The organism is Amycolatopsis sp. NPDC059657, from assembly GCF_042734395.1.
In the GTDB taxonomy this organism is placed as follows: Bacteria; Actinomycetota; Actinomycetes; order Mycobacteriales; family Pseudonocardiaceae; genus Amycolatopsis.
The window spans coordinates 74,170-96,746 of sequence record NZ_JBHWEB010000022.1 but is presented as its reverse complement, the minus strand read 5'-3'; the positions used below and the strand labels follow the sequence as shown (position 1 = coordinate 96,746).

14 protein-coding genes are annotated in these 22,577 nt (G+C 69.4%); 8 read left to right on the top strand and 6 right to left on the bottom strand.

Features of this window, described 5'->3' with window-relative positions:
* Nucleotides 1-2 precede the first annotated feature (2 nt).
* Nucleotides 3-4,169 (top strand): FxSxx-COOH system tetratricopeptide repeat protein, encoded by a 4,167-nt coding sequence (fxsT, locus tag ACFV15_RS15105; protein ID WP_378351022.1) that lies wholly within the window; start codon nt 3-5, stop codon nt 4,167-4,169.
* On the opposite strand, the gene ACFV15_RS15100 is transcribed toward fxsT, so the two are convergent.
* The 3 genes from ACFV15_RS15100 to ACFV15_RS15090 all read right to left on the bottom strand — a co-directional run bounded on the left by ACFV15_RS15100 (nt 4,166) and on the right by ACFV15_RS15090 (nt 7,457).
* Entirely contained in the window at nt 4,166-5,956 is a 1,791-nt protein-coding gene (locus ACFV15_RS15100; RefSeq protein ID WP_378351021.1) for an HEXXH motif domain-containing protein, read from the bottom strand. The genes fxsT and ACFV15_RS15100 overlap by 4 nt on opposite strands.
* A gap of 12 nt (nt 5,957-5,968) precedes the next feature.
* Nucleotides 5,969-6,139 carry a hypothetical protein gene (locus ACFV15_RS15095; RefSeq protein ID WP_378351020.1) on the bottom strand — a complete coding sequence of 57 codons (171 nt, stop codon included), beginning with the start codon at nt 6,137-6,139 and terminating at the stop codon, nt 5,969-5,971.
* 118 nt (nt 6,140-6,257) lie between these two features.
* Nucleotides 6,258-7,457 (bottom strand): ROK family protein, encoded by a 1,200-nt coding sequence (locus ACFV15_RS15090; RefSeq protein WP_378351018.1) that lies wholly within the window; start codon nt 7,455-7,457, stop codon nt 6,258-6,260.
* A 108-nt stretch (nt 7,458-7,565) separates the two neighbouring features.
* Here ACFV15_RS15090 and ACFV15_RS15085 point away from each other — a divergent pair, with 108 nt between their 5' ends.
* The 6 genes from ACFV15_RS15085 (at nt 7,566) to ACFV15_RS15060 (ending at nt 15,271) form a co-directional block, all read left to right on the top strand.
* Nucleotides 7,566-8,999, top strand: a complete 1,434-nt coding sequence (locus ACFV15_RS15085) for an APC family permease (protein WP_378351017.1) — start codon at nt 7,566-7,568, stop codon at nt 8,997-8,999.
* On the top strand, nt 8,996-11,842 hold the full coding sequence (locus ACFV15_RS15080) for a beta-mannosidase (RefSeq protein ID WP_378351015.1): 2,847 nt from the start codon (nt 8,996-8,998) through the stop codon (nt 11,840-11,842). Before ACFV15_RS15085 ends, ACFV15_RS15080 begins: the two co-directional genes overlap by 4 nt.
* On the top strand, nt 11,839-12,735 hold the full coding sequence (locus tag ACFV15_RS15075; RefSeq protein ID WP_378351013.1) for an ROK family protein: 897 nt from the start codon (nt 11,839-11,841) through the stop codon (nt 12,733-12,735). Before ACFV15_RS15080 ends, ACFV15_RS15075 begins: the two co-directional genes overlap by 4 nt.
* A gap of 192 nt (nt 12,736-12,927) precedes the next feature.
* Nucleotides 12,928-13,461, top strand: coding sequence for an NADPH-dependent FMN reductase (locus ACFV15_RS15070; protein WP_378351040.1), 534 nt, complete (start codon nt 12,928-12,930; stop codon nt 13,459-13,461).
* Nucleotides 13,462-13,472: 11 nt separating this feature from the next.
* Nucleotides 13,473-14,429 carry an ATP-binding cassette domain-containing protein gene (locus ACFV15_RS15065; protein WP_378351012.1) on the top strand — a complete coding sequence of 319 codons (957 nt, stop codon included), beginning with the start codon at nt 13,473-13,475 and terminating at the stop codon, nt 14,427-14,429.
* The gene (locus tag ACFV15_RS15060; RefSeq protein WP_378351010.1) at nt 14,426-15,271 is read left to right on the top strand and encodes an ABC transporter permease; all 846 of its coding nucleotides are present in this window, start codon (nt 14,426-14,428) and stop codon (nt 15,269-15,271) included. Before ACFV15_RS15065 ends, ACFV15_RS15060 begins: the two co-directional genes overlap by 4 nt.
* A 25-nt stretch (nt 15,272-15,296) precedes the next feature.
* Here the strand turns inward: ACFV15_RS15060 and ACFV15_RS15055 are convergent, their stop codons facing one another.
* Entirely contained in the window at nt 15,297-18,389 is a 3,093-nt protein-coding gene (locus tag ACFV15_RS15055; RefSeq protein ID WP_378351008.1) for an ATP-binding protein, read from the bottom strand.
* A gap of 107 nt (nt 18,390-18,496) precedes the next feature.
* Between ACFV15_RS15055 and ACFV15_RS15050 the strand changes: the two genes are divergently transcribed.
* Nucleotides 18,497-20,143 carry a peptide-N4-asparagine amidase gene (locus ACFV15_RS15050; RefSeq protein WP_378351007.1) on the top strand — a complete coding sequence of 549 codons (1,647 nt, stop codon included), beginning with the start codon at nt 18,497-18,499 and terminating at the stop codon, nt 20,141-20,143.
* A gap of 190 nt (nt 20,144-20,333) precedes the next feature.
* On the opposite strand, the gene ACFV15_RS15045 is transcribed toward ACFV15_RS15050, so the two are convergent.
* Together ACFV15_RS15045 and ACFV15_RS15040 are read right to left on the bottom strand one after the other, a co-directional pair.
* Complete coding sequence (locus ACFV15_RS15045) at nt 20,334-21,368, bottom strand: 4Fe-4S binding protein (RefSeq protein WP_378351005.1); 1,035 nt, start codon at nt 21,366-21,368, stop codon at nt 20,334-20,336.
* Nucleotides 21,365-22,534, bottom strand: a complete 1,170-nt coding sequence (locus ACFV15_RS15040; protein WP_378351003.1) for a thiolase family protein — start codon at nt 22,532-22,534, stop codon at nt 21,365-21,367. The genes ACFV15_RS15045 and ACFV15_RS15040 overlap by 4 nt, the downstream gene beginning before the upstream one ends.
* Between the last annotated feature and the right edge of the window lie 43 nt (nt 22,535-22,577).

Sequence of the window (22,577 nt, the reverse complement as noted above, 5' to 3'; positions counted from 1 at the left end):
GGATGACGGACCGGCATGAGCGCCTGACCGCCGATCGCCTCGAACCGTCGGAAATCGCCGACGCGCTCTGGCTGGCGGGCAGGATCGGCGAGGCGGAGCGTGCGCGCCACGCCGCCGAGGTGCGCGCGCGGCCGGAACCCGCCGCGCCCGCGGAGTTCACGCCGCCTGCCCCGTCGCCGGATCCGGTGCACCGGATGGAGCCGTGGGATTCCGAGGAGCCAGGCGAAAACACGAACGGCGCTGTCGCCATCGAAACGCCCGGCTATTCCCGTGGCGCCGTGGTGCGGGAAGCCACGCGCTGGCCGCGGCGGTCGGGTTTGCCGCAGGAGCTGAAGATCGCGCGCGCGTTGCGGCCGATGATGCGGACCGAGCCGTCACCTGGCCGGACGACCGTCAACGAGGAGGCGACCGCCGTCCGTGCGGCGGAGACCGGGTTGTGGCTGCCCGCGCGCGTGCCGGCGCAGGAGCATCCGTACGACGTGGTGCTCGTCGTCGACGACAGCGCGTCGATGCGGATCTGGCGGCGGACCGCGTTCGAGTTCCGGACGCTGCTCGAACGCCAGGGCGCCTTCCGTGATGTGCGCCAGGTGCTGATGGACACCGACGCGGGGCGGCTCGCCGTGCACGGCAGTGGCGGCGCGCACCGGCATCATCCCGGCCAGCTGGTCGATCCGACCGGGCGGCGGATCATCGTGCTGCTCACCGACGGCGTCGGCGCGGGCTGGCGCACCGGCGCCGTGCGCGATCTGCTCGTGCGGTGGCGCCGGTCGTCGCCGGTCGCGGTGGTGAACGTGCTGCCGCCGGAACTGTGGTCGTGGACGGGGATGCGGGTGACACCACGCCTGGTGCGGCCGCCGTCCCGTGGCCCTGTCAAGGGTCCCGTGCAAGTGCCGGTGCTGGCGCTCGATCCGCGCTGGTTCACCCGCTGGGCGGATTTGATGACCGGCGAGGCTTCCGCGCGCCTGCGGCTGCCGGTGCTGGCACCGCCGCCGGCCGAGCCCGAGGAACAGCTTGGCGCGGAAGAGCTTTCGCCGTCGCGGCGGTTGCTGCGCTTCCGGACGACCGCCACCCCAGGGGCTTTCCGGCTCGCCGGGCTGCTGGCCGCGGCGCCGCTGACGATCGGCGTGATGAAAGCGGTGCAGGACACCCTGGCGCCGGAATCGGGGCAGGCCCAGCTCGCGGAGATCCTGCTCAGCAGGTTGTTGTTTCGCGTCAGCAAGCGAAAATCGGGCGGGACGACCGTGGAATACGACTTCCACGCGGGACTGCGGCCGGAATTGCTGGCCACCGCGTCGCGTTCCGATACCGCGCGGGTATTGCGGGTTGTGGGGGATGTTCTGGGGCCGAAGATCGAATCGGTCCGCAATCAGCGGCACGTTGTGGAAGACCCCGAGAAGGCCACCCAGCCGGTGGTGTCTTCCGAAAGCGAGCCCTTCTTGACTGTTCAACGTGACGTTCTGACAGCGCTGTCCGGGCCATACGGGCGCAGGGCCAGTCGATTGGGTGAAGCCTTGGACGCATACCGGGAATCCAGTAACGCCGAAGACGCGGATACGACTGAAAAGCACGAAGGTAATGCGGTACCTTCGCCCGGTCCAACCGAAGGTCTTAACCGATTCAGAACGGCAGGGGAAGCGGCTTTGACGGCGACGAGCTCCGAGCAGGTTTCACATTTCCGGGCGAGTGACCAGCCGAACGTGTGGGGTGGCGTGCCGCTTCGCAACGTCAATTTCATCGGCCGCACCGAACTGCTGCGCGACTTGCGTGATCAGCTTTCCCAGTCGACCCCGACCGCGGTGCTGCCCGGCGCGCTGCACGGTTTGGGCGGAATCGGGAAATCGCAGATCGCGGTCGAGTATGTCTACCGCTACGCCGCCGACTACGACCTGGTCTGGTGGATTCCGGCCGAGAATCCGCCGGACATCCGCAACTCGCTCGTCCAATTGGCCAAGAAGCTGAAACTGCAGGTGGAGCAATCCGCCGACACCGCGGTGCCCGCGGTGCTCGAAGCGCTGCGGCTCGGTGAACCGCACGGCCGCTGGCTGCTCGTGTTCGACAACGCCGACCGGCCGGAGGACGTGCGGGGCTTCTTCCCGTCCGGGCTCGGGCACATCCTGGTGACCTCGCGCAACGCGCAATGGTCGGGGGTGGCGAGCGCGGTCGAGGTCGAGGTGTTCCGGCGCGAGGAAAGCCGGGAACTGCTGCAGCGCCGCAACCCCGATCTCGGGAACGAGGACGCCGACCGGCTCGCCGACGTGCTGGGCGATCTCCCGCTGGCCATCGAGCAGGCCGCGTCCTGGCGCGCCGAAACGGGCATGTCCACCGAAGAGTACTTGCGCCTGTTCGAAGACAAGCGCACCGAACTGCTGCAGTCGCGTCCGCCGGTCGACTACCCGCTCGCGGTCGAAGCGGCCTGGAACGTGTCACTTGACAGACTGACCCAGGAAAACCGTGGTGCGCTGGAGCTTCTCCAGGTGTGCGCCTTCTTCGCGCCCGAGCCGATTTCGCGCACCCTGTTCAACGGCGTGCGCAACATCCCGCTTTCCGAGGCGCTGGAAAAGATCTTGAGCGACCCGATCCTGGTGAGCAGGGCGATCCGCGAGATCAACCGGTACAGCCTGGCCAGGATCGACCACCGCACCAACACCATCCAGCTGCACCGGCTGGTGCAGACGGTGCTGCGCAACAAGCTCAGCCCCGACGAGCAGATCCGCACCAGGCACGCGGCGCACCTGCTGCTGAGCAACGGCGACCCGAACGACCCGAACGACATCGAGAACTGGCAGCGCTACGGCGAACTCCGCCCGCATGTGCGCGCGTGCACGGCGATGGACTGCAGCGACGAATGGGTCCGCCGGATGGCGATCAACGTCGTCGTCTACCTCTTCGCCGCGGGTGACCCGAAGGGCGCGCTCGCCATGTCGGAGGAGATGGTCGAGTTCTGGACGGAGAAGCTGGGCGAATCCCACCAGGACACCCTGGTGGTGTCGCGGTGGTACGCCCGCTCGCTGCGCGCGGTCGGCCGCTTCGACGAAGCACGCAAGGTCGCCGAGCGGACCTTGGATCTGATGCGGGAAACACTCGGCCCCGCCCACGAGGAAACCTTGCTCACCGCGCACTCCGTCGCCTCGGACCTGCGCGCGAAGGGTGACTTCTTCGCGGCCCGCGACCTGAACAAGATCGCGTACGAGAGCGCGCGCAACCGGTTCGGTGACGACGATCCCGACACCTTGGCCGCTGCCAACAACTACGCGCTGAGCCTGCGCCTGGTCGGCCGGTTCGGCGAGGCGCAGGCGCTCGACGAGCAGACCTGGCTGCGCAAGCGCGACGTGCTCGGCGAGGACCACCGGAACACCCTGCTGACACTGGACAACCTGTCGGTCGACCTCCGGGAGAACGGCCAGTACGTCGACGCGCGCAACCGGCAGGAGGAGACCGTTCACCGGCTGCGGGACCGGGTCGGTCACCGGCATGTCATGACACTGGGCGCGATCAAGAACCTCGCGGTGGCCCGGCGCAAGGCCGGTGACCACGCGGAGGGGATGCGGCTGTCGAAGGAGGCCTATGACGGTTTCCGCGCCAAATACGGCGTGACCCACCCCGACGCCATGTCCGCCGCGATGAACTACTCGATCGACCTCCGCCAGGCCGGTGACAAGCAGGGCGCGCGCAAACTCGGCATGGAGGTCAACAAGCTGTACCTGGACAGCTGGGGCCCGAAGCACCCGTTCAGCCTCGCCGGCGCGACGAACCTCGCGGTCACGCTGCGCCTGCTCGGCGAAGTCGACGCGGCACGCGCGCTCAACGAGTCCGCGCTCACCGACATGCGGAAGGTGCTCGGCGACGACCACCCGTTCACCCTGGTCTGCGCCACCAACCTGGCCAGCGACAAGGCGGCGGCCGGTGAGCTGGAGGCCGCGTACGAGCTGGACGTCGACACCAGGGAGCGCTCGGAGCGGACACTCGGGCCCAACCACCCGTCGACGCTCGCGCTGCTGGTCAACCTGGCGCTGGACATGCGCGGCCTCGGCCGCCGTGCCGAAGCCGACGAGCTGCAGGCCGAGGCGGTGAACAAGCTGCGCGTGGTGCTGGGCGCGGAACACCCGGCCACCAACGACGCGACGGTCAACGTCCGCGCCAACTGCGACATCGACCCGATGCAGATCTAAGCCAGCCACGTGGCGAGGCGTACCGGATCGGGCGCCTCGCCGCTCAGTTCCGTGATCGCGCGATGCACCGCGCGGACCAGCTCCGGGGCCGACAGCAGCGCGGCGTTCGCGGTGGCGAGCGCCAAACCGGCCCACTGCCCGGGGTCGCCGGGCTCCGCGACGACCCGCGCGCGGAATTCGGCGGCGGCCGTGGTGCGCGCGTCGTCGACGAGCGCGAGGTCGGCCGGGGTGGCGCCGGGCAGCTCGGAGTTCGCGAGCTCGGGGGAGTCGCGGTAGACCGCGAACAGCTCGGGGTCGCCGAGGCGTACGCGGGTCAGCTCGGCGCGGATCGCGGGGCCTGGCCCCGATTCGGTACTGGTGTGCAAGGCAGGCGCCGGGATGCGCAGGTGCGGCTTGCGGCGGTTGCCCAGCCACGCCCGCGCCAGCTCGGTGACGGCCGCCGGGTCCGCCAGCAGATGCCGCAGCCGCCAGGTGAGCCGATGGTCGAGGTTGGCGCGCCTGGCGGCGGCCAGCAGATCCTCCGGCACCGGTTCGCCTTGCCACCGCGCGAGCCTGCCCGCCGCGATGGCGACGAACCGGCGGCCGAGCGGGGTCAGCTCGGCGACATCGGTCAACGCGGCGGTCGCCTCGCTCGCCTGCTCCCTGCGGTAGGCGAACTCGAAATGGCTGAGCCGCGCGTCCGCGCCGGTGGCCACCGTCCGGTGGGTGCGGTAGAACGCGGTGACGCCGAGGTAGGAGAAGACCCCGTGCAGCAGGCCGATCAGGGGCCTCGGGTCGTCGCGCCAGGGCGCGTAGAACCGGTCGCCGCCGGTGTCGGCGTCGACAAGATCGAGTAATTCCAGCAATATCCCCAGTTTGCTGTGCTGGAACTCGTGGATCAGTGTCGCCGCGAAGCCGGTCGCGTCCGGGGGCAGCGAGAGCACGATGCAGCCGAAGGTGTCGCCGTGCGACGCGCTGAACGAGTCGAGGCGGCCGGTCGCCGGGCGGGGGACGAGCGTGGTGAGGCCGGCCGAGATCTCGCCTGCCAGCGTGGGATGGTGCTCGGTGAGCAGCCGCCACGCCGCCGCGAGGCCGGTCAGCCACTCGGCGCTCTCCTCGGCGGAAACCCGTTGTGGTTCCAGCGGTTCGTCGAAACCGCGGTAGGGATCGAGGTCGTCGAGCCAGACTTCGAGCGGGTCGGTGTCGTCGCCGACCCGCAGCAGCCGCAGCGCGTGCCAGCCGGTGCCGTCGCCTGCCGGGTCGGGCGGCAGGCGGACACTGCCCGCCGCGCCGCGCACGAGCACCCGCCCGCGCGCGCTGTGCACCTCCGCGATGTCCCAGCGCCGTGCCGCGGGAAGCTCGGCCATGCCGAGTGTCGGCAGCACGACCACGCCGCGTGAAACCGGGACCCTGGCGCGGAAATCGAGCCCGGCGCGGATGGCGGCCGCCGTGGCGGTCAGGTGCAGGTAGCCGAGGTCGGCCCACAGCGGGGTGTCGCTGGTGGCGGTGTTTCCCAATCGCCGCAACGCTTTCGCCGCCCACAGGCCGAGCTGCGGGTTGGTGATGACGGCCTCGGCGGCGCCGGGATCGGCTTGCTGGGCGTCGGAAAGCAGCCGCCACGCGGCCTCCAGCGCGGGCAGCGGGCCGAGCCCCGGCGCACGTGCCGACGCACGGTCGAGCACCGCGCGCACCAGCGCGAGCTGACGGCTGCGATGCGTTTGCTTCAACCGCCCGGCGATCGCCGCGTTGCCCTCGCCGGCGGCCAGCGCGTCGAAACTGGCGAGCGACACACGATGGTTGCGCAGCATCGGGCGCCGCGGTCAGTTCTCCTTGGTGGCCTGGTTCTGCAGTACCACCGGGCGACTGCGTTCCGTCCGGCCGGCCAGCAGCGCGACCGAGGCGAGCAGCACCGGATCCGCGCTGGTCCGCAGCTCCTTCAGTGAAAGTTCGCTCAGATCCACCACGTCCGTTTTCAGCTCGGCGTGCCGCATGAGCGCTCCTCCCTCGAAAACAACCTTGGGCACAAGTGACAGGGCGCACTTGTGCGAACACCCCATCATGCAACAGAAAGGGGGCTTTTGTGACCGGCCGCTCGGCGGATCCGAAACGTTACCCCGCTTGGCCGCGCCGGTCGAAGACCACGTCGCGGGCGGTGTCGAGCGCGATGGTGATCGCGCCGGTCAGCACCGCGTCGGGGCCGAGTTCGCCCGCGATGATCTCCGGGTTGAGCGGGGTGATGTGGGTCAGCGCCTCGCGCATGGGCTCGGCGAGCAGGTCGGCGTTGCCGCCCATGCCGCCGGTGAGGACCACGACCTCGGGGTCGAGGACCGCGGCGACCGAGCAGACGACGAAGGCGAGGCGGTGCGCCTCGTCGCGGACGGCGGCGATGGCGTTGGCGTCGCCGTCGCGGGCGAGTTCGAAGACCTCCTTGGCCGTGGTGACCGGGAGGCCCTTGGCGATCGCGTCCTCGACGAACGGGCGTGCGGCCGCCGCGGACTCGAGCAGGCCCTGTCGGACGCCGTCGTGCTCGGAGACCGTGCGGTTGTCCGGCCAGCCGTAGGGGAGGTACGCGATCTCGCCTGCCGCGCCCTTCGCGCCGCGGAAGAGCTTGCCGTCGACCAGGATGCCCATGCCGACACCGGTGCCGACCGTGATGCAGACGAACACGTCACGCCCGCGCGCGGCGCCCGCCGAATGCTCGCCGACGGCCGAGAGGTTGGCGTCGTTCTCGACCACCAGGTTGGGGCCGAGCGCGACTTCGAGCTCGTTGAGCAGGCCCTTGCGCTCCCAGCCCGGCAGGTTGGGGGTGCGGTGCAGGGTCGCCGAGCGCGGGTCGGGCACACCGGGGCTGCCGACCACGGTCGCGACGATGTCCGAGTGGAGCAGCCCGGCCTGGTCGATGGCCTTGTCGGCGCTCTGGCGGACCTTCTTGATCAACGCGTTCGCCGAGCGGGCCCGGTTGGGCTCGTCGAGCCTGGCGACGATGGTGCCGTTGAGGTCGGCGACCGCGAACCGGATCGCCTGGCGGCCGATGTCGATGCCGAGCACGTGCCCGGCGGCCGGGTTGACCTCGTACACCACGGCCGAACGGCCTGGGCCGGAGAACGTGCGGCCCGCGGTGCGGACCAGCCCGCGCTGCTCGAGGTCGAGCAGCGCCTGGCCGACCGTCGGCTTGGACAGCCCGGTGTCGACCGAGATCTGCGGGCGGGTGGCCTCGCCTCCGACGCGTAGTCGTTCGAGCACGACCCGCTGGTTGAGCTCGCGCATGCTCGCGGGGGTGCCCACCTGCGGTGTCCTGCTCGTTGTCATCGAATGTCCCTTTTCTTGCCGGTGTTGCCGCAACTTTACGCGGTAACTCTTCCAGAGCCGCTAGAAATATGTTAAGAAACTTTACTAACTATTGGATGGAGGCATCTCGTGAGTTCACCCACCCGATCGGGCGACGCTGGAGCTACGGCTTCGGGGTTGGAGCGGAAGATCGGTCCGTTGCAGGCCACCGCGATCAACATGACCCAGATGTGCGGCATCGGCCCGTTCGTCACCATCCCCGCCATGGTCGCCACCTTGGGTGGGCCGCAGGCGATGTTCGGGTGGATCATCGGTGCCGTCATCGCGCTCGCCGACGGCCTGATCTGGGCCGAGCTCGGCGCGGCCATGCCGGGAGCGGGTGGTACATACCTTTACCTGCGTGAGGCGTTCCAGTACCGCACCGGGCGGCTGATGCCGTTCCTGTTCGCGTGGAGCGCGGTGCTCTTCATCCCGCTGATCATGTCGACCGGCATCATCGGCCTCGTCCAGTACCTGGGCTACCTGGTGCCGGGGCTGGTCGAGAACGGCGCGACCACGCCGCTGGGCAAGGTCATCGGCATCGGCATCATCCTGCTGATCGTGCTGGCGCTGTTCCGCAAGATCGGCGAGATCACCAAGCTGACCACGATCCTGTTCTCGATCATGCTGTTCGCCACGCTGGCCGTCATCGTCGCGGCGTTCTCGAACTTCCACGCGGCGCAGGCGTTCGCCTTCACCCCCGGCGCCTTCGCCGGTGGCGGCGCGTTCTGGACCGGTCTCGGCGCCGGCCTGATCATCGCCATCTACGACTACCTCGGCTACAACACCTCCGCCTATCTCGGCGGCGAGGTCAAGGAGCCGGGCAAGACGCTTCCGAAGTCGATCATCCTGTCGATCCTCGGCATCATGAGCCTGTACTTCCTGCTCCAGGTCGGCGTGCTCGGCTCGATCCCGCTGGAGGAGCTCAAGACCGCCTCGTCCGTCGCGTCGACCGTGATGGAGAACGCGTGGGGCTCCACCGTGTCCAAGGTGATCACCGTGGGCATCGTGATCGCGGCCATCGGCTCGGTCTTCGCCGGTCTGCTCGGCGGCTCGCGGGTGCCCTACGAGGCCGCGCGCGACAAGGTCTTCCTGCCCGTCTTCGCCAGGCTGCACCCGAAACTGAACCTGCCCACGCTCGGTGTCATCACCATGGGCCTGATCACCGCGATCGGTTCGCTGTTCACGCTGACCGACGTGATCAACGCGGCGCTGGCCGTGCTGGTGCTCATCCAGTCGCTCGCGCAGGTCGCCGCCATCATCGTGCTGCGACGGCGCCAGCCGAACCTGAAGCGCCCCTACAAGCAGCTCCTGTACCCGATTCCGACGATCATCGCGCTCGCGGGCTGGGTCTTCATCTACTACTCCGCGACCCCGCTTTCGATCGGGCTCTCGGTCGGCTGGATCCTGATCGGCGTCGTGGCCTTCCTTGTCTACGCGGGCAAGGAAAAGGTCTGGCCGTTCGGCCCCAAGGAGGTCCGTGAGTCGTTCGTGGCCACCGAGAGCGAAGGGGCCTCCGCATGACCAGATCGCGGATAGCGCGCTTGGCGGTCGGCGCCGCCTTGATCCTGTTGCCAGGGCTTTTCACGGTCGTGCAGCCCGCCGCGGCGCAGACCGACGACGAGGCCGTCCAGCTCGCCGCCGCCCAGGGAAGCCAAGGCCCGTCGAAGATCGGCACCCAGGGCTGGCAGGTGCTCACCACCGCGTCCGTGCCCGACGGCGGCGAGAAGGTCTCGGCACCCGGGTACTCGACGAAGGGCTGGCTGCCGGTCAAGGTCGACGACGCGGGCGCGCCAGGCACCGAGCTGACCGCGCTGGTGCAGAACGGCAAGTGCCCGGACGTCTACTACTCCGACAACATGCGCAAGTGTTTCGGGTACGTCGGCAAGCTGGGCCCGGTCGTCACCAAGCCGTTCTCGGACCCGTGGTGGTACCGCACGGACTTCACCCCCGACTTCAAGCCGGGCCAGTTCGCGAAGCTGACCATCCCCGGCGTCGTCGGCGAGGCCGACGTCTGGGTCAACGGCAAGCAGATCGCGACCAAGGACCTCGTCTCCGGCGCGTTCGCCGGGCACACCTTCGACATCACCAAGCTGGTGCGGCCCGGCCGCAACACACTGGCGATCAAGGTGTACCCGAACGACCCGCTGAAGATGTACACGCTGGACCAGGTCGACTGGGGCCAGATCCCGCCGGACAACAACACCGGCATCCAGTACCCGCCGGAGCTGCAGATCTCGAACGCGCTCACCGGGGACAACGCGCATGTCAACCAGGACACCGCCGCCGACGGCAGCAGGTCCGCGCTGACGGCGAAGGTCGACGTCACCAACAACGCGGACACCGCGCAGACCGGTGACGTCACCGCGGTGATCACTCAGCCGGGTGGTTTCCCGATCGTCGTCAGGCAGCAGGTGACCGTGCCGGCGGGCAAGAAGCAGACGGTCACCTTCGGGCCGGATCGCTTCGGCGCGCTGAAGATCTCGCGGCCGAAGCTGTGGTGGCCGTACTCGATGGGCGACCAGCCGCTGTACGGGCTGACCACCGCCGTCTCGCAGCGCGGTGTGCTGTCGACCTCGTCGAAGAGCACCTTCGGCATCCGCTCGATCAGCTCGCGGCTGGTCGGCAAGTCGTCACCGGCGCCGGAAGGCTCGCGGATCTTCGGCATCAACGGCAAGGAGTTCGTCTTCCGCGGCGGCGGCTACGCGCCGGACCTGTTCCTGAAGTACGACAAGGCGGACGTCGCGCACCAGCTGTCGCTGATCAAGAGCCTCGGCCTCAACGGGCTGCGCCTCGAAGGCCACGACATGCCGCAGGACTTCTACGACCAGGCGGACCGGGCCGGTCTGCTGATCATCGGCGGCTTCCTGTGCTGTGACGCGTGGCAGCCGGAGGACGCGTCGAAGCTGAACGAACGCGACTACCGGATCATGCACGACTCGGCGTACAGCATCGGCCAGCGCGAGCGGAATCACCCGAGCGTGTTCAACTACGGCTGGAGCGACAACGAGCCGATCCCGCGTCAGGAGAGCGAGACGCTGAAGGCGTTCAAGGAGTCGGACTTCAACGTCTCGCTCGTCGCCTCGGCGGAGTACAAGAGCACCCCGACGCTGGGCCAGGCCGGTGAGAAGGAAGGGCCGTACGACTGGGTCCCGCCGTCATACTGGTACGACACCTCGCATTTCGACCCCGAGGACAGCAGCCGCACCAACGCGGGTGGCTCGTGGGGCTTCTCGAGTGAGGCCAGCGCGGGGCACACGGTGCCGACGCTCGACTCGATCAAGCGCTTCCTTTCCCCCGCGGAGCAGGAAAAGCTGTGGAAAGAGCCGGATTACAACCAGTACCACGCGAATTTCGAGACCGGGCACGGCGGCTACGCGTTCGGCACGCTGTACACATTGGACAACTCGATCAGCGACCGCTACGGCAAGTGGAACTCGCTCGAGTCCTACGTGCAGCTGGCGCAGATCGCGAACTACGAGAACACGCGGTCGCAGTTCGAGGCGTTCCTGCACCACTCGACGGACAAGAACAACCCGTCGACCGGCATCGTCTACTGGCAGCTGAACAAGGGCTGGCCGACGCTGCTGTGGTCGCTGTACAACAACGACGGTGACCAGGCGGGCGCGTTCTACGGCGCCAAGAAGGCCAACCGGCCGCTGCACGCGCTGTACGGCTACGACAACAACAGCGTCACGCTCGACAACCTGGGCGGCGCGACCGAGTCCGGGATTTCGGTGCAGTCCAAGGTCTACGACGTGAACGGCAAGGTGCTCGACGACCAGACCGCCTCGGATCTGTCGCTGGGCAGCCAGGTCGTGCGCAACGACGTCATCAAGCCGAAGGTGCCCGCCGCGACGGTCCCGCCGGCCAAGGCGCAGGTGTTCTTCGTCGAGCTGCAGGTGAAGAAGAACGGCAAGCTGGTCGACCGCAACGTCTACTGGCTGTCGACGCAGCAGGACGTGGTCGACTGGGACAAGACGCTCGGCCAGCCGCAGGCGACGCTTTCGCAGTACGCCGACCTGCAGGATCTGCAGAACCTGCCGAAGGCCTCGGTCTCGGCGAAGGCGTCCACCACGGTCTCGCACGGGCAGGCGACGACGACCGTGACGATCACCAACACCACCGGCAAGCCCGCCGTCGGGTTCTTCCTGCGGGCCGATGTCCGCAGGGGCACCGCGGACGGCAGGGAACTGCCGGGCGACAACCAGGTGCGCAGCGCATCGTGGGACGACAACAACGCCACGTTGTGGCCGGGGCAATCGCAGACCCTGACGTCGACCTACCCCGTGTCCGAGCTGAACGGGGCGACTCCGGTGGTCAGCGTGACCGGCTTCAACACCGGCAGGCTGGTGGTCTGCGCGTGACTCAAGAGCTCATTCTCGGGATCGACTTCGGCGGCACCAAGGTGGCGCTGGGTCTGTCCGACCGCGAGGGGAACGTGCTGGCCACCCGCCGGCTCGCCACGGACGCGGAGGGTGGTGCGGACCAGGTCGTGACCCGAGCGCTGGCCGCGGCACACGCACTGCTGGCCGAAGACGGCGCCGGCGCGAGCCTGGCGGCCGTCGGCGTGGTCAGCCCGGGGATCGTGCTGCCGGATCGCATCCTGCTGGCGCCGAACGTCCCCGGCTGGGAGAAGCTGCACCTGCACGACCTGGTCGCGGCGGAGTTCCCCGGGGTGCCGATCGAGACCGGCACGGACGCCAAGGCGGCCGCGCTGGCGGAATGGAAATGGGGGGCGTTGGCGGACACCGATCCGGCGATGTTCCTGTCCCTCGGAACCGGGATCGCCGCGGCGGTACTGGTGGGCGGCCATGTGCTGCCGGGGGCCAATGGCGCTGCGGGCGAGATCGGCTACAACCTTCTCGCACCGCAGGACACCGAGGGTTTCACCAGCGGAGCGGCGCCGCTGGAGGAAGCCGTCGGTGGGCGTGGGCTGGGCGGCCGGGCGAGCGAGATGCTCGGCCGTCCGGTCACCGCCGGTGAGCTGTTCCGCCTCGCGCGCGACAACGCGCAGGCCAAGGAACTGGTCACCTCGGCACTGGACGAGCTGTCGATGCATGTGGCGAACCTGGCGATCGCGATCGATCCCCAGCGCATCGCGGTCGGCGGCGGCCTGGTCCGCTCGGCGGACATCATCCTGCCCGCGCTGCGCGAACGTCTCGCCTGCGCGGTGCCGTTCCCGCCCGAGCTGGTCCCGGCGAAGTTCGACCAAGACGCCGCCTTGCGCGGCGCGATCGCCCTCGCCTTGGGCGGCTGAAGACGCCCTGGGGGCGGGGCACCCTGACACCCCGCCCCCGGAGGCTTCCACCCCGGCCCCGGTCCGCGCCTCCCCGCGGACCGGGGCTTTTTCTGTGCCCGCCCCTCGCGAGGTCGCGTTCGGCGGGTGCTAGATCGGGTCTGGCGGGTGATCTGGCGCCTCTGGGGTGAAGCGAGAGGAGGCCGGGTGGAACTGCGGGTGGCGGTGATCATCGGGAGCACGCGGGAAGGCCGGGCGGGCGAGCGGATCGGGCGGTGGTTCGCCGGCGTGGCAGGGGAACGGGGTGAGCTCGAGGTCGACGTGGTCGATCTGGCGGGGTTCGAGCTGCCGCAGCGGTATCCGCACGAAGCGACCGCGGAGATGAGCCGGTTCGCGGAGCGAATCGGCGAAGCTGACGCGTTCGTGGTCGTGACGCCCGAGTACAACCGGAGTTTCCCCGCGTCGCTGAAGCAGGCGATCGACTGCGCGTACGACGAGTGGCGGGCGAAGCCGGTCGGGTTCGTGTCGTACGGCTACCGGTCCGAGGGGCTCTACGCGGTGGAGCAGCTGAGGTCCGTCTTCACCGAGCTGCACACCGTCACCCTGCGCGACGGCGTCGGCTTCAGTCTTGCCGAAACCGGGTTCGGCGAGCGGCATGGCCAAGCGGCACGCGCGCTGCTCGACGAGCTCATCTGGTGGGGTCTCGCGTTGCGTGACGCCCGCATCGCACGACCCTACGTCTCTTGAAAGGAAAACACATGCTGGCCATCGAAACGTCGGGCCTGGTCAAGGTCTTCGGCGACAACCGGGCGGTCGACGGCGTCGATCTCGCGGTGCCCGCGGGCACCGTCTACGGGGTGCTCGGGCCCAACGGCGCGGGCAAGACGACCGCCGTCAAGATGCTCGCCACCTTGCTCCGGCCGGATGGCGGTGAAGCGCTGGTGTTCGGCAAGGACGTCGTCCGCGAAGCCGACGCCGTGCGTGGCAGGGTGAGCCTCACCGGGCAGTACGCCTCGGTCGACGAGGACCTGACCGGCACCGAGAACCTGGTGCTGCTCGCCAGGCTGCTCGGGCACCGCAAGCCCGCCGCGCGGGAGCGGGCCGCGCAGCTGCTGGACGCGTTCGGGCTCACCGAGGCCGCCGGCAGGCAGGTCAAGAACTACTCGGGTGGCATGCGGCGCCGCATCGACATCGCGGCGAGCATCCTCAACACGCCGGACCTGCTGTTCCTCGACGAGCCGACCACCGGCCTCGACCCGCGCAGCCGCAACCAGGTGTGGGACATCGTGCGCGCCGTCGTCGCGCAGGGCACCACCGTCCTGCTCACCACGCAGTACCTCGACGAGGCCGATCAGCTCGCCTCGCGGATCGCGGTCATCGACCGCGGCAAGGTGATCGCGGAGGGCACCAAGGGCGAGCTCAAGGCCTCGGTCGGCGTCGGCGCCGTCCACTTGCGACTGCGCGATCCCGAGCATCGCGCCGACGCGGAAGTGTTGCTGGCCAAGACACTCGACGCTCAGATCATCCTCGACGCCGACCCGCTGGCGCTCACCGCGCGGCTTTCGAGCGGGCTGAACTCGGCCGAGCAGTCCTCCCGCGCGCTCGCCGAACTGGCGAACGCCGGCATCACCGTCGACACCTTCTCACTCGGCCAGCCGAGCCTCGACGAGGTCTTCCTGGCACTCACCGACCGTCACGTGGAGGCAGCAGCATGACCACCGCAGTCCAGGAGAACGAAGCACTCTCCGCGCCCAAGCCGGAAGACCTGGCCGCCGTCCTGATCGCCAAGGAGCGGCCGCCGCGCCCGAGCGCGCTGTCCACCTCGGCCACCTTCGGGTGGCGCGCGGTGCTGAAGATCAAGCACGTGCCGGAGCAGCTGTTCGACGTCACCGCGTTCCCGCTGATGATGACGCTGATGTTCACGTATCTCTTCGGCGGCGCGCTGGCGGGCTCGACCTCGGAGTATCTGCAGTACCTGCTGCCGGGGATCATGTCGAGCAGCATCCTGATGATCACCATGTACACCGGCGTCGCGGTGAACACCGACATCGCCAAGGGCGTGTTCGACCGGTTCCGCACACTGCCGATCTGGCGCCCGTCCGCGATGGTCGGCTACCTGCTCGGCGACCTGCTGCGCTACTTCATCGCGTCCGTGGTGATCCTCGGTGTCGGGCTGGTTCTCGGCTACCGGCCGGCGGGCGGCTTCGTCGGTGTCGGCGCCGGAGTCCTGCTCCTGCTGGCGTTCTCGTTCGCGTTCTCGTGGATCTGGACGATGTTCGGGCTGCTGCTGCGCACCGAGAAGTCGGTGATGGGCGTCAGCATGCTGGTGCTGTTCCCGCTGACCTTCCTCAGCAACGTCTACGTCAGCCCGGCCACCATGCCCGGCTGGCTGCAGGCCTTCGTGAACGTCAACCCGGTCACGCACATCGTCGACGCGGTCCGCTCGCTGATGGACGGCAAGACCGACGGCGGCGAGATCCTGTGGGTGCTCATCGCGGGCGCGGTGCTGATCGCCGTCTTCGGCACGCTGACGATGCGGCTCTACAACCGCAAGTGAGCGCGATCCGGTTCCCCTGGTGCTGTCATAGGCGCCAGGGGATCCGGGTGTCCGGGGCGTACCGGCAGGTCGAGCCGGTGGTGACCGACTCGCGCAGGTGCGCGGCCAGTGGCGGGTGGACCTCGCCGATCTTGCGCAGGGTGTCCCGGATGCGGGCGGTGACCGTCTTGCGTGCGCGCTCGGCCTCGTCGCCGAGGCGCCGCGTGCGCCCGCCGAGTCCGGCCGCGGCACGCAGCTCGTGCAGCAGCGCGTCGCGCTCGGCGTCCAATGTGGACGCTCGGGCGTCGTCGCCCCGCGCGGCGGCGCTGTCGATCTCGGCGTCGAGCTGGTCGAGCCGCCGCTTGTACTGGGCCTTGGCCTCGTCGTCGAGCATGGCGTCGCCGCCGAGCCGCCTGGCCGCGACGACGACCTCACCGCCCTCCGGGTTGAGCAGCCGCACGGCAGGAACGTCCGAACCGGGGCTGCCGAGCAGGAAATGCAGGTCCCGCAAGCCCTTCGCGTCCGGCAGACGCGCGGTGACACCTTCGAAGCCCAGTGTCCACACCGCCTCTTCACGCCGGAACTCGTTGGCGGACAAGGGAACGACGGTGCGTGACTGCCCGGCGCGCACCGGGATGTGCCGCATCCCGAGCGACTCCGCCTCGCGGGTGACCTCGTCGAACAACACGGTGGCCGCTTCGGTGTCACCGCGGCCGCGCAACGCCTCGGCCAGGTACGCCCGCGCTTCGACGGACCAGGTGCGGATCCGCATCCGGTCCGCGGAGCGATGAGCGGCCGTGAGTGTCTCGACGGCGTCGTCCCAGCGCCCGAGCGCGAGGTCGAGCACGCCGGCCCACAGGTCCATCGGGCCGCTGATGTCGCAGCCGTACAGGGAAACCAGCCACGCCCCGCTGAACTCGGCGAACCGGGGCCGCAGCCGCGCGCACCATTCGAGATCACCGGAAAGCGCCGCCGCCTGTGCCTGGCAGCGCAGCCACAGCTGCCCGAGGTCGACCGGGTACGGCTCCCCGGCGGCGGCTTGCTTGTACAGCTCGCGCGTCTCGGCGGCGTCTCCACGTTGGGCGGCCGTGATGGTCTCCAGCAGCCAAGGCGCGACAAAACCCTCCTGGCGCAATTGGGGATGCAGCTCGGCCAGCTCGTCGAACCGGCCCTGCGCCAGCAACGAGGTCCAGGTGAGGTGACCCACCATCTGCCCGAAGTAGGCATGGTGGTAGCCGTAACCCTTCATGACCTGGTCGAGCAGCGTTTCGGCCTCGGCGAAGCGGCCCATGAGCGTGGAGATGATGCTCTGGTCGACTTTGGCGGCGAACTCCGAAGCGGGCACACCCTGGCGCTCGGTCAGCCCGACGAAGACGTGGAACTGGTCGAGGAACCGGGGATCGCCCTGCTCCAGCAGCGCCACCCACTTCAGCGACGCCGCGAAATGCTCCATCTCGAGATCGCCCGTGCGGTTGCCGATGACCACCAGCTCGTCGGTGAGCTTCTCGCGCTCGGGCGCGTTGCCGGGCGCCCAGATCGCGTCGTGCCTGGCCCAGAGGCTGAAGGCCAGCTTGTTGTCGTCCGCGTCGTTCCGCGCGAGCATCGCGACGCGCGCGGTGAGCTCCAGCGTCATCTGCTCGACGGTCAGCCCTTCCTCGCCGCCGCACAGCATCCGGTGCGCGTGGCCCAGCACGTCGAGCTTCAGCTGCTCGCGTTCACCCGGCCCTGCCCATTTCGTCAGCGTGAGGCCGACACGAGCCAGCAGGTCGGCGTCGTCCAGCTCGCGGGCGAGCGCGAGCGCCTGGTCGAACCGCTGCCAGCTTTCGACCCGCTCACCCGAGCGCAGCAGCTCACCGCCGAGGTCCAGCGCGAGTTTCGCGCGGCGCGCCGGGTCGGCCACGATCTCCAGCGCACGGCGGAAATGACCGGCCGTCTCCTCGGTGGCGAGCCTGGCTGTCGCGTCACGGGCGGCGGCGACCAGCAGGTCGACCGCACGGGTGTTGTCGACTTCGGCGCCCGCGAGGAAGCCGTGCCGCGCCCTGTCGGCGGGAAAGACCCGCTCGGCCAGCGCGGGGGACCGGTCGAGTGCGCGGACGACCGCCGCGTGCCGTTGCCTTCGCCGGTCTTCGGCGAGCTCGGCGTAGAGCGACTCGCGGACCAGATCGTGCGCGAAGCTGAACAGCCCGGCGCCGCGCACGGTCACCAGCCGCGCGGTGACCGCCTGGTCGAGCAGCCTGTCGACCTGGGGCACCGGCTCGGCGACGGTGGCCGCGAGCACCTGCCGGTGGAACTCGCGCCCGAGCACGGCCGCGCTCTCCAGCAGTCGCACGACCGGCTCCGGCAGCAGGGAAAGCCGTCGCCGCAACGCGTCGCGCACGCCGGGCGCGATCGCGCTCACCGAACCGCCGCTGTGCCACAGCCGCGCCGTCTGCTCGACGAAGAACGGGTTTCCGCCGGTGCGCGCGTGCACCTCGGCGGCCAGCTCGCCGTCCGGCTGCGCGCCTGCCGTGCGCTCCATCAGCGCGGCGACCTCTTCGGGGCCGAGGCCGGTCAAGGTCACCGTGGTCGCCTTGGCCACCAGCGGCAGCATCAGCTCGCGCAATGGATGATCCGCCGCTTCGACCTCGACGTCCCGGTACGTCCCGATGAGCAGCAGCCGCTCGAACCAGGTGTGCTGCGCGGCGAACCCCAGCAGCTTGAGCGAGGCCTGGTCGGCCCAGTGCAGGTCGTCGAGCACGACCACCACCGGACGGCTCTGCGACACCGCAACCAGCGCCGTGGTCACCGCGTCGTAGAGCTCGAAGCCCTCGACCGCCTCGCCACCCTCGCCGAGCAGCGCGGCCAGCGGGCCGGTGTCCGCCGCCGACCATTCCTCCGGCGTCGCGGCCCGTTTCAGCGCGCGGATCACCTGCACCCACGGCCAGTAACCCGGCGCGCTCCCGGAATCCCAGCAGGTGCCGCCGAGCACGAGCGCGCCCAGCCTGCGCGCCTCCTCGACGGCGCCGGTGACCAGCGTGGTCTTGCCGATGCCCGCCTCGCCGGTGACCAGCACGAGCCCGCCGTGGCTTTCGGTGGCGCGGCCGATCTCCCCGCGTAGCAAGCCCGCGGGGTGGTCTCGTCCGATCAGTGCGCCGGTCATGTCCGAATACTCCCAGACCGGTCCGACAATTCCGACGACCTACGTTCGTCGGATGCCGGGAGCACTAGGCTCGAAACCGGTGATCACCCAGGGCGAAGGGGCGTTTCGTGCGGGTCTTGTCGGTCTTTTTCGCGGCTCTGCTGGCGTTGTTCGTGGCGGTCACCCCCGCCTTCGCTGGGTTCATCGAAGGCGACACCGACGATCCGGTGACCCCGGCGCCCGCGGTCTCCCGGCCGGACACGCCGAGCTGCAAGGTCACACTCGCCGACCGGTTCCCGTCCAACGCGCCGGACCGGTCGAACCAGCTGTTCTCCGGGACGCTCACGCCGCCGCCCGCGTGCCCCGGCCCGTGGGCGAAGGTCGTGCTGGACCAGACGATCACCGTCAAAGGCCGTCAGTACGACCGGTTCGGCGACCTGAAGATCGGTGACACCGAGGTCTACTGGGGCACCACCGAGGAGCCCAGCGGCGAGGGCAGGCGGGCGATCACCTACAAGTTCGACAAGGACCTCACCAGGTACAGCGCGCTGCTGCGCACACCACAGCCGTTCCGCGGCGGGATCATCAACTACCAGACCGATGTCTACACCGGCAACTACCTGCAGACGGTCACGCTGACCTACTACCAGGCCGACCGGAAGCACCCCGCGCCCGAGGTGCCGGACCACGTCGCCGGGTTCGTCTCCCAGGAGGCCACGCCCGCGCAGGGCACCGTGCACTTCGCGCTGAAGGACCTGCCGCGCAACATCGTCCGCGCTTCGCTGGAGGTCACCCTCGAAGGCGGCGCGTGCGACGAGCAGTGGTTCGACGACGTGCCCGACGAGGTCTCCGCGAAGTACCCGTCGGCCGGTTTGTGCGGCCACGGCCCATTCCGTGAAGCGACCGCGGCGCTGGACGGGACGCCGGTCGCCGGGGTGCACACGTTCCCGCACATCTATTCGGGCGGGATCGTGCCGACGCTGTGGCGGCCGCTGGTCGCCATCGACACCTTCAGCATGCAGCCGGAAACCGTCGATGTGACCCCGTTCGTGGGACGGCTCGTCGACGGCGAGACGCACGACCTGTCGTTCTCGGTCGCCAACATCGGCGGGAACTGGCATGTGGTGCCGACGCTGTTCCTGTACACCGACAAGGGTTCGGCGCAGACCAAGGGCGAGCTGACCTCGGCCGACGTCGTGCCGGTCGCCGCGCAGAAGACGGTCGTGAAGGACATCGCGGGTGGCGTCAACGCGACCGTGACCTCGGACCGCCGCGACGTGACCGCCGGGTACGTCGACACCTCGGCCGGCCGGGTGTGGACGCGGGTCGAGCGGACCCGGTCCTATCGCAACAGTGACGACGTCACCGGCAACGGTCTCGTCCAGCACGTCGTCCAGACCGACTCCGGGCGTCAGACGACTTCGGTCACCGCGCACGGGAAAACGCGGGCCGAGCGGCATTCGTGGTCGTATCCGATCACAGTGGACACCTCGGCCGCGAACTACGTCGACGACCAGAACTTCGAGCTGTCGGGCGCGGTCGACATGACCCAGCGGCTGACCGACGAGGTCGGCGACGGACGGGGATGGCGGACGGTCGGCCACGCCGACGAGTGGCTGAACTCGTGGGGCATGTCGGCGCGCACCAACGGCGCCCAGACCGCCTCCGACGGGCATTCGCGCACCCGTTTCGTGGGTACCGACGACCTGGGCCGCCCCTGGTTCCACTACGTCGCGTCCGAGCACGGCCTGATCACGGCCGACTGGCACAGCTGACCCGGTCGAAAAAATCCCAATGTGGCTTTCGTCAGCTCAGAGCTGACGAAAGCCACATTGGGGCATCCACGGTGTATCAGAGGCCGGGGTGTTCGCCGATCTCCAGGTGGATCCGGGTACGCCGTGGTTCCCCTTCATCCAGCTCGCGCTACGTCGACACGATCCCGTTGTGAGTCAGTGACAGCTCGCTTCATCCCGGGTTTCGCCGGATGCCGGAGTCGACCACCTTCACGGGCTTGTGCGGGAACCGGCGTTCCGCGTACTCCTTCGCGGGCGATCCGGGTGTGACGTAGAGAGTCTCCGCCTTGTCCTGCAAGGGTTTCAGCACGGTCGCCATGAATTCCTTGCGGTCATCCAGATACGGCGACAGCACGTCCTCGCCCGCCGGGCACACGGCCATGCAGTACGCGGCCTTGTAGTTCGGCTTGAACGAAAGGCTTTGCCACATCGAGGCGTTCTCCGAATCCGTGACACGTTCACGGAACTCGGCCGCGTCGGAGCTGTCGGCGATCGTCTGGGCCCAGTCGGTGAAGCCGCCCATGAATTCGCGGTAGTTGTGCGTCGAGCAGGCACTGAAGTCGAAGGCGCCGTCCTTCGAGATCGCGCCGATCGGGCAGGCGGCGACGCACAGTTTGCATTCCAGGCAGGGGTTGTAGTCCAGCTCGGCCCCGTACGAGCTGACCTCCGCGTCGACCAGCAGGGTCGCGAGCAGGATGAAGTTGCCGAACTTCGGGTGGATCACGTTGCGGTGGATGCCCATCGCGCCGAGTCCCGCCGCCACCGCGACCGGCTTGTGCGCGACGACCCAGATGCGTCCTGGGAAGCGTTCCATCTCCATCGGGAAGGTCGCCGACGGGTTCAGCGCGCGGTAACCCGCGTCCTGCAGCGCGCGCACGATCTTGTGCGCGGCCTCGTTGATGATCTCGCCGCTGCGGTGGAACTCCTGGTTCGCGACGCTGCGCGCGGGTGTCCGGACGTTGTCGCGGTTCATCCTGACCACGAGCGAGATCAGCGAGCGCGTGCCGGGCAGCGCGCCGAGCACGTGCGGCCGCTCGCCGGCCAGGTCCGGGTGGTCGAGTGAGACGGCCGCCGCGTCGTCGGCGCCCGCCGCCAGGCAGAGCTCGCGCAGCCAGGCCGCGTCGATCACCGGTGACGGCTTCTCGGCAGGCTTGGCCTGGACGGCGAGCACCGACGGGTGGGTGGCCAGCTTCTTGGGCAGTGTCACAGCAGTTCCAGGATGGTCGCGTTGGCCTGGCCGCCGCCTTCGCACATGGTCTGCAGGCCGTAGCGCGCGCCGCGCTGCCGCATCGCGGCCAGCAGGGTGCCCATCAGGCGCGTTCCGCTCGCGCCGAGCGGGTGGCCGAGCGCGATGGCGCCGCCGTTGACGTTGACCTTCGCCGGGTCGGCGCCGGTCTCCTGCAGCCAGGCCAGCACGACGCTCGCGAACGCCTCGTTGACCTCGAACAGGCCGATGTCCGCCAGCTTGAGCCCCGCGTTGCGCAGCACGCGCTCGGTCGCCGGGATGACGCCGGTCAGCATGAGCAGCGGGTCCGAGCCGGTGACGGCGAAACTGTGCAGCCGCGCACGCGGGCGCAGGCCGAGCCTCGCGGCGGTCTCGCTGGAGGTGATCAGCATGGCCGACGCGCCGTCGTTGATCGGGCTGCTGTTGCCCGCGGTGACCGACCAGTCGATCTGCGGGAACCTGGTCGCCATCTCAGGGCTGTAGAACGCGGGCTTGAGTCCACTGAGGACGTCCACTGTGGTGAACGGGCGCACGGACTCGTCCATGGTCACACCGTTGATCGGCACGACCTGGCTCGCGAACCGGCCATGGGCGTGTGCCAGCGCGGCCTTGTGGTGCGACTGGGCGGCGAACTCGTCCATCGCCTCGCGGCGCAGTGACCACTTGGCGGCGATTAGCTCGGCGCTGATCCCTTGCGGGACAAGGCCTTCCGGGTAGCGCTCGGCGATGCCTGGCCCGAACGGGTCGCTGCCGGGCGGCACGTTCGACCACATCGGCACCCGGCTCATCGACTCGACGCCGCCCGCGATGACCACGTCGTACGCCCCGGACATGACCCCCTGCGCGGCGAAGTGGACGGCCTGCTGGCTGCTGCCGCACTGCCGGTCGATGGTGGTGGCCGGCACCGTGTCCGGGAAGCCCGCGCTGAGCACCGCCCAGCGCGTGGTGTTCTGCGCTTGCTCGCCGACCTGGTCGACGGCGCCGCCGATGACGTCGTCCACCAGCGCCGGGTCGACACCAGTGCGGCGCACGAGCCGCTCGAGCACGTGGGCGAAGAGGTTCACCGGGTGCACCCCGTGCAGGGCGCCGCCCGGTTTGCCCTTGCCCATCGGCGTGCGGACGGCGTCCACGATGACCGCGTCACGCATGACTGCCTCCAGAAGTGAGTTGGAAAGTCCAACTAACGGTCGC